Origin of the sequence: Ensifer sp. LBL (genome assembly GCF_050435225.1) — a bacterium.
Classification (GTDB): Bacteria; Pseudomonadota; Alphaproteobacteria; order Rhizobiales; family Rhizobiaceae; genus Ensifer.
Genome location: NZ_JBNDJY010000007.1, coordinates 314,554 through 327,432, shown reverse-complemented (window position 1 = coordinate 327,432; position 12,879 = coordinate 314,554). Strand labels below are relative to the sequence as shown.

Sequence of the window (12,879 nt, the reverse complement as noted above, 5' to 3'; positions counted from 1 at the left end):
TGAACAAGGAGACGACCATGAAGAAGCTCATCATCGCGGCAGCGATTGCCGCTCTTTCCGCCGGCGCGGCATTCGCCGAAACCATCAAGGTCGGCGTCACGCCGGGCGAACATGCCCAGATCATGGAGAAGGTGAAGGAAGTCGCAGCCCCCAAGGGCCTCGACATCGAGATCCTCGAATTCTCCGACTACGTCGTTCCGAACCAGGCTCTGGCTGACGGCGACCTCAACGCCAACTCGTTCCAGCACCAGCCCTATCTCGACAACCAGATCGCCGATCGCGGCTTCGACATCGTCAGCGTCGGCACCACCATCACCACCCCGATGGGCGTCTATTCGCAGAAGGTGAAGAGCCTCGATGAACTCACGGACGGCGCAACGATCGCCATCCCGAACGACCCGACCAATGGCGGCCGCGCGCTGCTCGTTCTCGCCTCCAAGGGCCTGATCAAGGTCAAGGAAGAAGCTGGCCTGAAGGTGACCCCTGCCGACATCACCGAGAACCCGAAGAACATCACGTTTGCCGAGCTCGACGCCGCCCAGCTGCCGCGCTCGCTGCAGGACGTGGACGCCGCCGTCATCAACACCAACTACGCGATGGAAGCCGGCCTGCATCCGAAGAAGGACGCAATCGCGATTGAAGGCGAAAAGTCGCCCTACGCCAACGTCATTGCCGTTCGCAAGGCCGACAAGGATGCGCCGTGGGTGAAGACGCTGGTCGAATCCTACCACGACGAAAAGGTGCGTGCCTTCATCAACGACACCTTCAAGGGCGCGCTGATCCCGAGCTGGTAAGCAGCTCCGCCTAAGCGAACCATCGACCGCGCGCCGCACCCCGGCGCGCGGTTTTTCTTTGACCGGACCGCGCGCAGCGTTATCCTCCGCCTGCCTTGAGGAGGGTAGGACATGGATGCGATGACTGGCGGGTGTCTCTGCGGTGCGATCCGGTATGAGCTGAAGGCTCAGCCTCTCTTTTCCGGCTTCTGCCATTGTCGCGACTGCCAGCGTACGACCGGAACCGGCCATTGCTGCTATATGATCTTCGACCGCACCGATGTGACGATGTCGGGCGCGGGCCGCGGTTATGAGACGCGCGCTGCAAACGGCAATCCATCCGTTCGCTATTTCTGCGAAACCTGCGGCAGCCAGGTTTATGGCTCAGGTCCGCCGGATGATCCGCGTGTGTCGATCTATGCCGGCACGCTCGATGACCCGTCGGTGTTCCGGCCGACCGACGCGATCTTCACCCGCAGCCGGCATGAATGGGACCGCAGCGCGCTGGTGCTTGGGGAGTGCGAGGCGCTGCCGGGCTGACTGCGTTCGCTAGTGAAACTGCCCCTCACCCTCTCCCCACAAGCGGGGCGAGGGGACGTGCCGTGCTGGGGCGCCGCGGAGCTCTCTGTACCCGGGAACCCCGGGGACCGCCTGCAAGTCGCAGCCGAAAGCTGGGGTTAGCTTTGTGAGCAGGGGCGGTGCCGCAAGTCCCTTCGCCCCGCTTGCGGGGAGAAGGTGCCGGCAGGCGGATGAGGGGCATTACCGCGCAGATGAGGCGGCGAATCGGTCGTTCAGCTACCGAGGTGGCGCTCGCCGCGCTTCTTCGCAAGGTCGATCTGCTTCTGGCGCTGGCGGTAGCGTTCGCGGTCCTCCTCGGTGCGGACCTCGTGGCAATGAATGCAGGCGACACCGTCTTCGTGGTGTGGTGAAGCCAGGTCCGCCTTGGTCAGCGGCTGGCGGCAGGCGTGGCAGAGCGTGTGTTCGCCTTCCTCGAGGCCGTGGGTAACCGAAACGCGATCGTCGAAGACGAAGCAGGCGCCTTCCCAGAGGCTTTCTTCCTGCGGCACTTCCTCGAGATATTTCAGGATGCCGCCCTTGAGGTGGTACACCTCGTGGAAGCCCTGTTCCTTCATGAAGGCGGTCGCCTTCTCGCAGCGGATGCCGCCGGTGCAGTACATGGCGATCTTCGGCTTGTTGTGCAGGCCGGTGTTGTTGCGCACCCAGTCCGGGAACTCGCGGAAGGTCTTGGTCTGCGGATCGACCGCGCCCTTGAAGATGCCGATCGCCGTCTCGTAGTCGTTGCGCGTGTCGATGACGATCGTCTCGGGATCGGAGATCAGCGCATTCCAATCCTTCGGGTCGACATAGGTGCCGACGATCTTGTTGGGGTCGATGTCCTCGACGCCCATGGTGACGATTTCCTTTTTCAGCCGCACCTTCATGCGCAGGAACGGCATGGAGGATGCGCGGCTTTCCTTGTGCTCCAGTGCGCCGAATTCGGGCTGCGCGCGCAGGAAGGAGAGCACTGCGGCAATGCCGGCGTCGGTGCCGGCGATCGTGCCGTTGATGCCCTCATGGGCGATCAGCAGCGTGCCCTTGACGCCGTTTACGTCGCAGACGGCCTGCAGCGGCTCGCGGAATTCGGCGAAGCGCGGAAAGCTTGCGAAATGATAGAGCGCGGCGACCAGGAACTGGCCATGCGTCTCACCATGGGTCTGGGCGAGCGGGGTCGTGGAAATGTCGGTCATGGCCCGTGCAAATACAGCTTTCGCGCCGCAAGCGCAATCGCGGCGGGGCCGAGGGGCACTCTGTCGCGGCGCGGCCGGCCGGGCCGTCTGTGGGAGGATTCCGCCGAACCGTCAGCGCGCGGCATCGAGCCAGAGCAACCGGATGGTCCGGCTTTCGTCGTCCGGTTCCTCCTGGAAGACCTCGGCGGCGAGATCAAGAGCGTGCTTGCGCAAGCTTCCCTGTCGGTCGATGACGGCGGCTATGAGGTGCGCCTGATCCTGGCTGTTGCCGGCAAGGCCCGGATCCTCGTTGATCAGCTGGGTCATGACCGCGAGATCGTTGAGGTGGCCGAGCGTGTCGACCAGCGCCTTGGCCTCGACGCGCTTGGCCTGCAGGGCCGACGGCCAGACCGCGCGCATCAGGCCGAGATGCATGCGATAGTCCTGCGCCCGCTTTCGGAGTTCGTGGAACGCCGGGGCTTCCGAGGTCTCGTTGCAGGCTTGCCTCGCGCGCTTGGCCCGCTTCAGAGTGCGCCGCCATCCTTTCGTGAGCCGGTTTGCGGTCTTGCGGCGTCGATCGTCGAATGTCACCTGGCTGAGGGCCTGCAGTGCCTGCTCGCAGCGCACGATGGTGGCTGACACGCGGTCCTCGATATCGGTCGCGCTTTCAGTGATGCGGTCCCGGCGTGTCGTCAGCCGCTCGCAGACATGGGCGAGCGCCCGTTCTTCCTCCTCGTTGCACGCGGCTGCCTTGAGGTAATGGGCGTTCTCGACCAGTGCGGCCGCGTCCCGAACGGTTGAGAGGTTGCGGGCCATGTCACGGATGCGCGCATTTTCGTGCTTCTGAAAAAGCGGCACGTCCGCTGCGACGAGACGGTACAGCGAGCGCAGGCGCTTGAAGTTCTTGCGGGCGTCATGGATCGCCTCGTGCATGCCGTCGGGCCGATCCTCGAGCGTCATCACCGCCTGTGTGAGCTGTTCGGCGGCGATTGCGCGGAAGTCTTCCGAAAAAGGCCGCCCGGGTTCGAAGGCGTAAGTCATGGTTGCGGTTCCGTCAGTCCTTCGGTGGCGAGGGACTGGTTGGAGTAGCGGCGATCGCCCGTGATTTCCTGCCCGACCCAATCGGGCAGCGCCGGCATGTCGGTCTCGCGCTTCATCTCGACTTCCGCAACGACGAGGCCTTTGAGCGCGCCTCCATAGACGTCGACTTCCCAGGTGAACCCCTTGTGCGGCACTCGGTAGCGTCTCTTCTCGATAACGATCCCGACCGCCTGGGTCAGCATCTCGCGGGCATCCTCCATCGGCAGGTCGTATTCGTATTCGTTCCTGACGAGTGCCGACTTGCCGATCTTGATGGTGAGCCGCGCCCATTTGTCGCCATGGATGCGCACGCGTAGCGAGCGGTCGTCCATCGTCACGACATAGGCCTGCCTGAGGTCAATGCCCTTGTCGGCACGCTCCCGCCATCCGTCGGAAGCGACCAGAAACTTGCGCTCTATTTCCTTCGCCATGGAAAATCCGCCATTTCAGGGGCCCGCGGCCACCAACCTATCGCTTTCGCGCAAAGGCTCAAGTCATCTCTTTGTCGCAAGTTGCATATTACCCTTGCCTTACATGCGAAAGCCGCGCTCTGACCGCCTTGGGTCTCGACAACCGGTGGCCGGGGGAGTATGCGGAGGGCATATTCAATCGTTTTAAAAAGGACGATCGGCATGAGCGCGAAATCCGACAGGCTTCTTTCAACCCTCAAACTGGCGCCGGTCGTTCCGGTGCTGGTGATCGACGACGTGGCGACCGCCGTTCCGCTGGCGCGCGCGCTTGTTGCCGGCGGTTTGAAGGCGATCGAGATCACCTTGCGCACGCCGGCCGCACTCGAAGCGATCCGCGCCGTTGCCAACGAAGTCGAAGGTGCCGTTGCCGGCGCCGGTACGATCCTCAACGCCGCCCAGTTCGAAGCGGCGGTCGAGGCCGGCTCGAAGTTCATCGTCAGCCCCGGCACGACGCAGGAACTGATCGACGTCGCCAACGATCACGAGGTGCCGCTTTTGCCGGGTGCGGCAACTGCAAGCGAAGTCATGGGTCTGCGCGAAGAAGGCTACGACGTCATGAAGTTCTTCCCGGCCGAACAGGCAGGGGGTGCTGCCTACCTCAAGTCGCTGTCCTCGCCGCTTGCCGGCACGCTCTTCTGCCCGACGGGCGGCATTTCCCTTGCCAATGCGCGCGACTATCTGACGCTGCCCAACGTCGTCTGCGTCGGCGGCTCCTGGGTTGCGCCGAAGGAACTGGTTGCCAAGGGCGACTGGGCCGGCATCACCAAGCTCGCGGCAGAAGCCTTCGTGCTCAAGGGCTGAGCGGCAAGCAACGCCTTCCGTTTTTTGAAAGGCCGGGCGGAGAGCCCGGCCTTTTTCTTTGGCTGGACGGCGTCGCTCGCCTCTGGCGCGAATTTGTATTTTCCCTGCAACGTTCCTATGTCTCAATCCATTCAGCGACGGGCGCGCGGGCGGCGCACCCTTGCGCTCGTCTTCAACCGCCCGGAACCGACAAGGAGCGAAACCCGATGTTCGACGCGAAGAAATTGCTGGATCAGTTTCTGGGATCGCAGGTGCCCGGTGCCGGCGGCACGGTGCGCGATCGCGCGACCCAGGCGACGCAGCTTGCCAAGGACAATCCGCTGGCGAGCGGCGCCATTGCCGCTGTTCTGCTCGGTACCAAGTCGGGTCGCCAGCTGGCGGGTAACGCCGCCGTGCTCGGTGGTCTCGCGGCGATCGCCGGTCTCGGTTACCAGGCCTACAAGAATTATCAGGCCGGCAACACGCCCGGCGGCGCAACGGTCGCCAAAGGCGACCCGGAACTTCTGCCGCCGCCGGCCGATTCCGGTTTCGCCTCCGCGCCGGAAGCCGTCAGCCATGATTTTGCGCTGACGCTGGTGCGCGCGATGATCGCCGCTTCGCGCGCCGATGGGCATATCGACGATACCGAGCGCCAGCATATCATGGACAAGCTGTCGGTATCGGGCCTCTCGGCCGATGCCGCGAGCTTCCTCGAAGGCGAACTTGCCAACCCCGTCGATATCGACGCGATCGTCGGCGCGGCAAAGACCGAAGAGGAGCGGGTAGAGGTCTACACCGCGTCGCGCCTGACGATCGAACCGGAAACCCGTGCGGAGCGTGGCTATCTCGACCTGCTTGCCGGCCGCCTCGGACTTCCCGACGCGCTGGTCGATCACATCGAGGCGACGGTTTCGGCCGCCAAGGTGCCGGCCACCGCGTAGGGGATCGGTTCTGCCGGCACGGTTTCATCACCGGTTCGAACAGGGTTCATCACCAGTTTGAATTTGTGTCGGCCGCCACTCTGGCCTATGCCGAAGGGCAGGGATAAAGGAGGAGCGGCCGATGCAGGACCTGAAGAACTGGAAAGGGTGCCCGGCGCCGAAGGGCGTCGCGCTCGAAGGGCGCTTCGTCAAGCTTGAGCCCTATGAGCGCGACCGGCATCTGCAGGATCTCTGGGACGGCCTCGGCGGCATGGCGATCAATCCGCTGCTGAAATATTTCGCGCAGCCGGACTTCACCGGGATCGAAGACTTCGACGCGTGGCTGACGGCGGCTCAGCAGAAGTCCAGCTGGGTCACCGAGGTGTTCCGCGACCAGGCAACCGGCATTGTCGTCGGCATGGCCAACTACATGCGCCCCGATCCGGCCAATGGCGTCGTCGAGGTTGGCTCCGTGGCGCATGGCGCCGCCATGGCGCGTTCGCCGCTTTCGACCGAAGTCCACTACCTGATGGCAAAACACGTCTTTGAGGATCTGGGCTACCGCCGCTACGAATGGAAGTGCAACAGCGAGAACATGGCCAGCCGTCAGACGGCGGCACGCCTAGGTTTCACTTTCGAGGGCATTTTCCGGCAGCACATGATTTCCAAGGGCGGCAACCGCGATACGGCCTGGTTTTCGATGATCGATAGCGAATGGCCGCTGCTCAATGCCGCATTCGAAAGCTGGCTTGCAGCTGATAATTTCGATGAAGACGGTCGCCAGAAGCGGCGGCTTGAAGATATACGCTCGGACCTGGAGCGGCAGGCGTCGAAATAGGCGCCGGCTGCTCCGGCCGCAGCAGACAACAGCAGGGAAGTCATGCAGAACAAGGAAAAGTCACCGGCGATCGCCGCTGCGATCATTCTCGTCGTCGCCGGCCTCGGCTTCTTCGTGTTGCCGTCGATCATGCTCAAGCTCGGGGATATCTCGCCCTGGCTTGCCGCCGCCTTCGGCGTGATCTTCGTGCTCGGCTTTTTCCTGCTCTTCTGGCTCCGCGCGCGCTACCAGCGCAAGCGTGGACTGTGACGGCCTGACCAGGCCGTCTGTGTCAGCTCTGTAGCGCCGCGCCGAGCAACGCCAATCCCAGCAACAGAACAAGGGCAGCGCCGGCGATCTCGATACCGTTCGAGATCCGGGCGGCCGCAGCGCCGTTTGCCGCATAGCGGAGCGCAAAGCCCTTGGCGGTGACGGCCATGGTCGCAAGGATCGAGACAGTGATCGCCGTGCCGATCGACATGGCAAAGACCGAAAGCACGCCGCCGAGGTAAAGCCCGTTCAGGAGTGCGAAGGACAGCACGATCAGCGCGCCGGAGCAGGGACGCAGGCCGACGGCGATGACCGCCGACCAGGCTTCCCTGAGCGCAAAACGATCGCCCTTCAGCATCGACGGATCGGGCGCATGCGCATGGCCGCAGCTTGCGCAGACTTCGCCCGGCCCATGGCTGTGCCCGTGGTGATCATGATGGTGGCTGTGATGGTGATCGTGATCGTGATGATCGCGATGGTGATCGTGCGCGAGATGGACCTGCCCGCCGCCGGCCACGGAAGCCACGGCGACCGGACGCAGCATCGACCGCAGCTTGCGCAGGAGAAGCCAGCCGCCGAAGGCAGCAATCAGCGCGTAGCTCGCAATCTCCAGCCAGCGCGTCGCGCTGGTCATGCTGATCGAGGTGCCGCGCAGGATGAGGTAGACGGCGCCGATCAAAAGGATCGCGACCACGCCCTGCAGGAGCGAGGAGAGGAAGGAGAGCAGCACGCCGCGCTTCAGCTCCGTCTCGTTGGCGATCATGTAGGAGGAGATCACCGCCTTGCCATGGCCGGGGCCAGCGGCATGCAGCACGCCATAGGTGAAGGACAGGCCGACCAGCGACCAGAGCTGCCAGGGGTTCTCACGCATCCCCTTCAGCGCGTTGGTCATCAGCCGATAGAAGCCCTGCTGCTCCATGTTGATCCAGGCGAAGAAGCCGCCGAGAAAACCGGTCGTCTTGAACGCGGGCTCGGCCGTGCCGATGCCGAGGGGCGACTGGGCCGCGGCGATCGTTGCGGAGAGCGCCGTGACGACGAACGCGGCCGTGACCAGACGTGCGATCCCGCGGGTGTTCAGCATGTGATCTCGATCCTGGTTGCAAAGAGCTTCGACATGTCGGTGCCCGTCGGGTCGCTCCAGAAGGCGTCGGTCAAGGTGTCCTTGTTCTCGGCGAGAACTTCGTCGGGATCAGGGCGGACGACTTTGTGCTCACAGGCATTGATCTTGTCGCCGACGACTGTCAGGTCATCGTCGTTCGCGAAGTCCATCGCGGTATACATCGTCGGATCGTAGACGCCGAAGGAGAGCTTGCCCTTGAGCGGCATCGGCTCGGCCGGCTTGACCGCGAACATCATCAGCAATTGCCCGTCCTTGTAGTCGACGGTGATGTGGTCCGGTTTGTTGACCTTGATGGTTTTGCCGTTGTCGAGGATCGTCGTGTAGTAATTGTACTCGGACAGGGACTCCATCACCGTCTGGCCGACTTCCGCCAGCTCGTCCGGATCGAGTGTCGCGTTCGAGTTCTTGTCGAAATCGAGCACGACGCTGGAGGAGAACAGTTCGTCGAAGCGCCAGACGTTGCGGAGTTCGCTGATCTCGTCCTTGTCGTCGGAGACCACCTCGAGGCGCGCTTCCGCAAAGATATGCGGGTGAGCAAAGGCCAGCGACGGGGCAGCCAAGGTGGCAAGGCCGGCCATGACGAGGCATTTGGTTCTCATGTGGCGGCAATCCTTTCGGCTGGAGCGATCGCTCCGCGATTCGTTTCCGGGAATGTACCGGAAATGGGACGGAATTGGGACTTTGAGGCTTAGGTGCCCGATCACCGCGGCTTGCGGAACCAGGCGTGGAGGAAGTCGACGAGGGTCCTGACCTTGGCCGGGAGGTAGCGGCGATGCGGATAGATCGCATAGATGCCGCGGTCGCGGGGCAGGAAATCGTCGAACAGGGTCACGAGTTCGCCGGTGGCGACTTTCGGGCGGGCGATGAAATCCGGGATAATCGATACGCCGAGGCCGGAGACGGTGGCCCTGAGGGCGGCAAGCGGGCTGTTGACCTCGATCGGGCCGCTGACGGGCACGGTGAAGGCAGAACCGTCAGGCTCGATGAAGCGCCAGTTGGAATAGGAGCGGCCATTCGTATCGAGAATGCAGGGCAGCTTGGAAAGGTCCGTCGGGTGAGCGATCGGGCCGGCCTTTTCCAGGAATTCCGGGGCCGCGCAGATCAGCACCTGGAAATCGTCGAGCTTGCGGGCGATCAGCGTCGAATCTTCGAGCCGGGTGATGCGGATGGCGACGTCGAAGCCTTCCTCGACCAGATCGACGAACCGGTCATCGGAGATGATTTCGAGCGAGAGTTCGGGATGCTGCTTGCCGAAATCTACCAGCGACTGGCCGATCTCCGCATCGACGAAGGTGCGCGGCGCGGTGATGCGCAGCCGTCCCTTGAGGTCGGAATTGTTGGCGCGCACGAGATCGGCGAGATTGTCGATCTCCTTCAGGATTTCCGACGCGGTGCGATAGTAGGTGTGGCCGGCCTCGGTCAGCGAGAATTGCCGTGTCGTGCGGTTGAGGAGCAGCGCACCCAGTTCATCCTCGAGCTCGCGCACATATTTGGAAAGCAGCGCCTTCGACTTGCCGACACGCCTTGCGGCGGCCGAGAACCCCTCGGCGTCCACGACATCGATAAAGGCGCGGATACGGGTGAGTGTGTCCATGGCGATCTTTCTTTCGTGCTCTCAATCGTGCTTCGCCGATTCGCCGGCGAAGGCCTCATTCCGCGTCGATGATGCCGGCGGCAGATTGTCCGTCGCTTGCGTCATCGCGCCGGGTTCCGCCGTTGGTGCCGGTTTCTCAAAATAATAGTCTTCTTTCAATGCTTTAGATCGGTGATCGATCCGGCGGTTGTCGTTCAGGATTTGTGAACATCGACAGTTTTGCCCGGCTGGAAAAAAATTCAACCGCGGTTGTGAAAAAACTCTTGATTACGACGGGCTTTTTTCTTACCTACGCCCTTGCCCAAAGTCGCACGTGCCTGTGGGTGTCCGCCGACCCTCGATTAGGTGAGGGTATCGGTAAGGTACCTGGAACTAACCCCTCCAGTCGCTATTCCGGCCAACCGGGAAATGCGAGGACATCTTGAAGCAACGACGGTGCGGGCCTTTCTGGTGTCTGCCGGCTTTCCAACAGCCGGGGTTACTGAAGAGGCACACCTTCATTGCCGGAAGTGCGGTTGGGTTACCCCCTCCAATCCATGGCAGACAAAGCCGAATTGAAGCCTAGGCAGGCTTTGATTCACCGTTCGCGCATCGAGCGCATGCATGGTTCCGGGGTCTCCACCGGCTGGTTCCAGAGCATGTGCGCGTATGCCCTTTGTCCTCCGCGAAAGCGGGGCATCTTGGATCAGGGGAATATGGCCATGACCACGGCTCGCATCATCGACTTCATCAACACCCGACGACCGGAAGGCCCGTGCCTTGTTGTCGACCTCGACGTCGTGCGCAACAATTTCAAGGCTTTCCGCCACGCGATGCCGGATAGCTCGATCTATTATGCGGTCAAGGCAAACCCGGCGCCGGAAATCCTGCGCCTGCTCGCCGGCATGGGCTCCTCCTTCGATTGCGCGTCGGTCGCCGAAATCGAAATGGCGCTCGACGCCGGTGCGACCGCAAGCCGCGTCTCCTACGGCAACACCATCAAGAAGGAGCGCGACATTGCCCGCGCCCACGCGCTTGGGGTGAACCTGTTTGCGGTCGATAGCCACGAGGAAGTCGAGAAGGTTGCCCGCGCAGCCCCCGGCGCCCGCGTGTTCTGCCGTGTCCTGACCGATGGCGAAGGCGCCGAATGGCCGCTGTCGCGCAAGTTCGGCTGCGTCCCGCAGATGGCCGTCGACGTGCTCGTCTACGCTCATCAGCATGGCCTCGTTTCCTACGGCGTCTCGTTCCATGTCGGTTCGCAGATGACGAAGCTGGATGCCTGGGATGCAGCGCTCTCTGATGCCAAGCGCGTCTTCGTGCAACTGGCCAAGCAGGGCATCGAGCTCAAGATGGTCAACATGGGCGGTGGCTTCCCGACGAAGTACCTGAAGGACGTGCCGACGGCGGAAGCTTACGGCCAGGCGATCTTCGGTGCCTTGAAGAAGCACTTCGGCAACCACATCCCGGAAACGATCATCGAGCCCGGTCGCGGCATGGTCGGCAATGCCGGCGTGATCAAGGCGGAAGTCGTTCTCGTCTCGAAGAAGTCGGACAACGACGCCCATCGCTGGGTGTTCCTGGACATCGGCAAGTTCGGCGGTCTCGCCGAGACCATGGACGAGGCGATCCGCTACCCGATCCGCACGGCGCGCGATGCCGACGAAATGGAACCCTGCGTTCTCGCCGGCCCGACCTGCGATTCGGCCGACGTGCTCTACGAGAAGAACATGTATCCGCTGCCGATCACGCTTTCGATCGGTGACGAGGTTCTGATCGAAGGCACCGGTGCCTATACGACGACCTACTCGGCCGTCGCTTTCAACGGCTTCGAGCCGCTGAAGGCCTATGTGATCTGATCCGGTCTGCTCCCGTCCTTGGGCGGGAGCGCCATTTCACAATTTTCGTTCGGTCCGCCTGAAGCGGTTTTGATAACGGGAGGCCCCGATGGCCGCTGTTGTTGACGCCCTGCGCGCGTTTTTCGCGCCCACTACATTTGTAATCGATGCCGAGAATCCGGGCGACGTCGTCGCGCGCGAGAACCTGCTCGACCGCGCCATGGGGCCGGAGCGCCGTCGCAAGTCGTCGGAAAAGCTGCGCAGCGGCCGGCTGCCGGCCGAAGGCCTTGCTTTCGTCGCCCGCGATATCGACGGTCACGTGATCGGCACCGTGCGCCTCTGGAACGTCGAGGCCGGCGTCAGCCGCGAAGGCCATGCCGTGCCGGCGCTGCTGCTCGGTCCGCTCGCCGTCGACCCGGCGCATGAGAGCAAGGGCATCGGCGCCATGCTGATGCGCGCTGCCATCGAAGAGGCCAAGAACCGCGGCCATGGCGCGATCCTGCTCGTCGGCGACGCGGCCTATTACGAGCGCTTCGGCTTCTTTGCCAGCCGCACCCAGCATCTCGTCATGCCGGGTCCGTTCGAACGCGACCGGTTCCTGGCGCTCGAGCTTCGCGACAACTGGCTCGAGGGTGCTGCCGGCCTGATCGTCGCCAGCGGCCGCAAGCTCGCCATGCCGCCGGTTCGCCGCGCCGCCTGAGATCGCTTTCCGTCGCCAACCCTGCGGTGACGGATTTTTCGCTGCTCCCTCGCTGGTCCGATCTGATCGGCGAGGGGGCAGACGCATGCCATCTTCCTTGACAATGCGGTGTCGCTGACCTGACCTTGCGGACAAGGCCTTGCCGCAAGCCGGTGGGCCCCGTTGCAAGCGGATGGAAGTCTCGCGCATGGATCCGTTCATTTTCGGGGCAGCGACCCTGCTGCCCTTTCTTTTGACATCCTTCATCATCGAACTGACGCCGGGGCCGAACATGGCGTACCTCGCCATGGTCGCGGCCTCGGAGGGGCGCAGGCCCGGCATGGCGACCGTCGCCGGCGTGGCGCTGGGCCTCGCGATCATCGGCTTTGCCGCCTCCTTCGGCGTTGCCGAGTTCGTCGGCCAGTCGGACATGCTCTATGGAGCGCTTCGCTGGGCAGGTGTCGGCTTCCTGCTCTATCTCGCCTTCGAAGCCTGGAATGGTGACGGTGAGGAGGCGGGGCCGAGCGGCAAGCCCGCATTCTTCTATTTCCGGCGCGGCCTGATCACCAATCTGCTCAATCCGAAGGCGGCGCTGTTCTTCGTCACCGTTCTTCCGACCTTCGTCGACGATACCCGGCCGCTATTGCCCCAGAACCTGACGCTTGCCGCACTCTATGTGGGTGTTGCGACCGCGGTTCACGCCGCGATCGTGCTTCTGGCCGGGGCGTTGGAGCCGGTCCTCAACTCGCCGGCACGCGAACGGCTGGTGCGGCGCGTGCTCGCGCTGATGCTTGCGGCCGTGGCGATCTGGTTCGGCTGGTCGACGCGCCGCTAG

The 12,879-nt window shown here is 63.3% G+C and carries 15 protein-coding genes; 9 read left to right on the top strand and 6 right to left on the bottom strand.

Features of this window, described 5'->3' with window-relative positions; translation table 11 throughout:
- The first annotated feature begins 17 nt into the window (after window positions 1–17).
- On the top strand, window positions 18–794 hold the full coding sequence (locus tag OKW20_RS26730) for a MetQ/NlpA family ABC transporter substrate-binding protein (protein WP_402325609.1): 777 nt from the start codon (window positions 18–20) through the stop codon (window positions 792–794).
- A 111-nt stretch (window positions 795–905) separates the two neighbouring features.
- Window positions 906–1,313, top strand: a complete 408-nt coding sequence (locus tag OKW20_RS26725; RefSeq protein ID WP_429176983.1) for a GFA family protein — start codon at window positions 906–908, stop codon at window positions 1,311–1,313.
- 251 nt (window positions 1,314–1,564) lie between these two features.
- Here the strand turns inward: OKW20_RS26725 and OKW20_RS26720 are convergent, their stop codons facing one another.
- The 3 genes from OKW20_RS26720 to OKW20_RS26710 all read right to left on the bottom strand — a co-directional run bounded on the left by OKW20_RS26720 (window position 1,565) and on the right by OKW20_RS26710 (window position 4,011).
- On the bottom strand, window positions 1,565–2,521 hold the full coding sequence (locus OKW20_RS26720) for a rhodanese-related sulfurtransferase (RefSeq protein WP_429176980.1): 957 nt from the start codon (window positions 2,519–2,521) through the stop codon (window positions 1,565–1,567).
- A 111-nt stretch (window positions 2,522–2,632) separates the two neighbouring features.
- The gene (locus OKW20_RS26715) at window positions 2,633–3,541 is read right to left on the bottom strand and encodes a CHAD domain-containing protein (protein WP_429176977.1); all 909 of its coding nucleotides are present in this window, start codon (window positions 3,539–3,541) and stop codon (window positions 2,633–2,635) included.
- Window positions 3,538–4,011: a CYTH domain-containing protein gene (locus tag OKW20_RS26710; RefSeq protein ID WP_429176975.1), complete on the bottom strand. Its 474-nt coding sequence runs from the start codon at window positions 4,009–4,011 to the stop codon at window positions 3,538–3,540. Before OKW20_RS26710 ends, OKW20_RS26715 begins: the two co-directional genes overlap by 4 nt.
- 201 nt (window positions 4,012–4,212) lie before the next feature.
- Between OKW20_RS26710 and OKW20_RS26705 the strand changes: the two genes are divergently transcribed.
- The 4 genes from OKW20_RS26705 (at window position 4,213) to OKW20_RS26690 (ending at window position 6,837) form a co-directional block, all read left to right on the top strand.
- Window positions 4,213–4,851 (top strand): 2-dehydro-3-deoxy-phosphogluconate aldolase, encoded by a 639-nt coding sequence (locus OKW20_RS26705; protein WP_034786978.1) that lies wholly within the window; start codon window positions 4,213–4,215, stop codon window positions 4,849–4,851.
- A 206-nt stretch (window positions 4,852–5,057) separates the two neighbouring features.
- Window positions 5,058–5,771 (top strand): tellurite resistance TerB family protein, encoded by a 714-nt coding sequence (locus tag OKW20_RS26700; protein WP_429176972.1) that lies wholly within the window; start codon window positions 5,058–5,060, stop codon window positions 5,769–5,771.
- Window positions 5,772–5,892: 121 nt separating this feature from the next.
- Window positions 5,893–6,588 (top strand): GNAT family N-acetyltransferase, encoded by a 696-nt coding sequence (locus OKW20_RS26695; RefSeq protein WP_429176970.1) that lies wholly within the window; start codon window positions 5,893–5,895, stop codon window positions 6,586–6,588.
- Between the two features lie 42 nt (window positions 6,589–6,630).
- On the top strand, window positions 6,631–6,837 hold the full coding sequence (locus OKW20_RS26690; RefSeq protein ID WP_034786975.1) for a hypothetical protein: 207 nt from the start codon (window positions 6,631–6,633) through the stop codon (window positions 6,835–6,837).
- 22 nt (window positions 6,838–6,859) lie between these two features.
- Here the strand turns inward: OKW20_RS26690 and OKW20_RS26685 are convergent, their stop codons facing one another.
- The 3 genes from OKW20_RS26685 to OKW20_RS26675 all read right to left on the bottom strand — a co-directional run bounded on the left by OKW20_RS26685 (window position 6,860) and on the right by OKW20_RS26675 (window position 9,551).
- Window positions 6,860–7,918: a nickel/cobalt transporter gene (locus OKW20_RS26685; RefSeq protein WP_429176967.1), complete on the bottom strand. Its 1,059-nt coding sequence runs from the start codon at window positions 7,916–7,918 to the stop codon at window positions 6,860–6,862.
- Entirely contained in the window at window positions 7,912–8,556 is a 645-nt protein-coding gene (locus OKW20_RS26680) for a DUF1007 family protein (RefSeq protein WP_429114752.1), read from the bottom strand. Before OKW20_RS26680 ends, OKW20_RS26685 begins: the two co-directional genes overlap by 7 nt.
- 101 nt (window positions 8,557–8,657) lie before the next feature.
- Complete coding sequence (locus OKW20_RS26675) at window positions 8,658–9,551, bottom strand: LysR family transcriptional regulator (protein WP_429176965.1); 894 nt, start codon at window positions 9,549–9,551, stop codon at window positions 8,658–8,660.
- A gap of 695 nt (window positions 9,552–10,246) precedes the next feature.
- Between OKW20_RS26675 and odc2 the strand changes: the two genes are divergently transcribed.
- The 3 genes from odc2 (at window position 10,247) to OKW20_RS26660 (ending at window position 12,879) form a co-directional block, all read left to right on the top strand.
- The gene (gene odc2, locus OKW20_RS26670; RefSeq protein WP_245281660.1) at window positions 10,247–11,386 is read left to right on the top strand and encodes an ornithine/lysine decarboxylase; all 1,140 of its coding nucleotides are present in this window, start codon (window positions 10,247–10,249) and stop codon (window positions 11,384–11,386) included.
- 88 nt (window positions 11,387–11,474) lie between these two features.
- Entirely contained in the window at window positions 11,475–12,065 is a 591-nt protein-coding gene (locus OKW20_RS26665) for a GNAT family N-acetyltransferase (protein WP_429176963.1), read from the top strand.
- Window positions 12,066–12,252: 187 nt separating this feature from the next.
- A complete protein-coding gene (locus OKW20_RS26660; RefSeq protein ID WP_429176960.1) occupies window positions 12,253–12,879 on the top strand; it encodes a LysE family translocator in 627 nt (208 codons plus the stop codon).

Bases quoted from the DNA above. Each gene is read 5' to 3' on its own strand.
- OKW20_RS26705 (WP_034786978.1), top strand. From the start codon at position 4,213: ATGAGCGCGAAATCCGACAGGCTTCTTTCAACCCTCAAACTGGCGCCG.
- OKW20_RS26710 (WP_429176975.1), bottom strand. From the start codon at position 4,011: ATGGCGAAGGAAATAGAGCGCAAGTTTCTGGTCGCTTCCGACGGATGG.
- odc2 (WP_245281660.1), top strand. From the start codon at position 10,247: ATGGCCATGACCACGGCTCGCATCATCGACTTCATCAACACCCGACGA.
- OKW20_RS26665 (WP_429176963.1), top strand. From the start codon at position 11,475: ATGGCCGCTGTTGTTGACGCCCTGCGCGCGTTTTTCGCGCCCACTACA.
- OKW20_RS26700 (WP_429176972.1), top strand. From the start codon at position 5,058: ATGTTCGACGCGAAGAAATTGCTGGATCAGTTTCTGGGATCGCAGGTG.
- OKW20_RS26715 (WP_429176977.1), bottom strand. From the start codon at position 3,541: ATGACTTACGCCTTCGAACCCGGGCGGCCTTTTTCGGAAGACTTCCGC.
- OKW20_RS26685 (WP_429176967.1), bottom strand. From the start codon at position 7,918: ATGCTGAACACCCGCGGGATCGCACGTCTGGTCACGGCCGCGTTCGTC.
- OKW20_RS26730 (WP_402325609.1), top strand. From the start codon at position 18: ATGAAGAAGCTCATCATCGCGGCAGCGATTGCCGCTCTTTCCGCCGGC.
- OKW20_RS26720 (WP_429176980.1), bottom strand. From the start codon at position 2,521: ATGACCGACATTTCCACGACCCCGCTCGCCCAGACCCATGGTGAGACG.
- OKW20_RS26690 (WP_034786975.1), top strand. From the start codon at position 6,631: ATGCAGAACAAGGAAAAGTCACCGGCGATCGCCGCTGCGATCATTCTC.
- OKW20_RS26695 (WP_429176970.1), top strand. From the start codon at position 5,893: ATGCAGGACCTGAAGAACTGGAAAGGGTGCCCGGCGCCGAAGGGCGTC.
- OKW20_RS26680 (WP_429114752.1), bottom strand. From the start codon at position 8,556: ATGAGAACCAAATGCCTCGTCATGGCCGGCCTTGCCACCTTGGCTGCC.
- OKW20_RS26675 (WP_429176965.1), bottom strand. From the start codon at position 9,551: ATGGACACACTCACCCGTATCCGCGCCTTTATCGATGTCGTGGACGCC.
- OKW20_RS26660 (WP_429176960.1), top strand. From the start codon at position 12,253: ATGGATCCGTTCATTTTCGGGGCAGCGACCCTGCTGCCCTTTCTTTTG.
- OKW20_RS26725 (WP_429176983.1), top strand. From the start codon at position 906: ATGGATGCGATGACTGGCGGGTGTCTCTGCGGTGCGATCCGGTATGAG.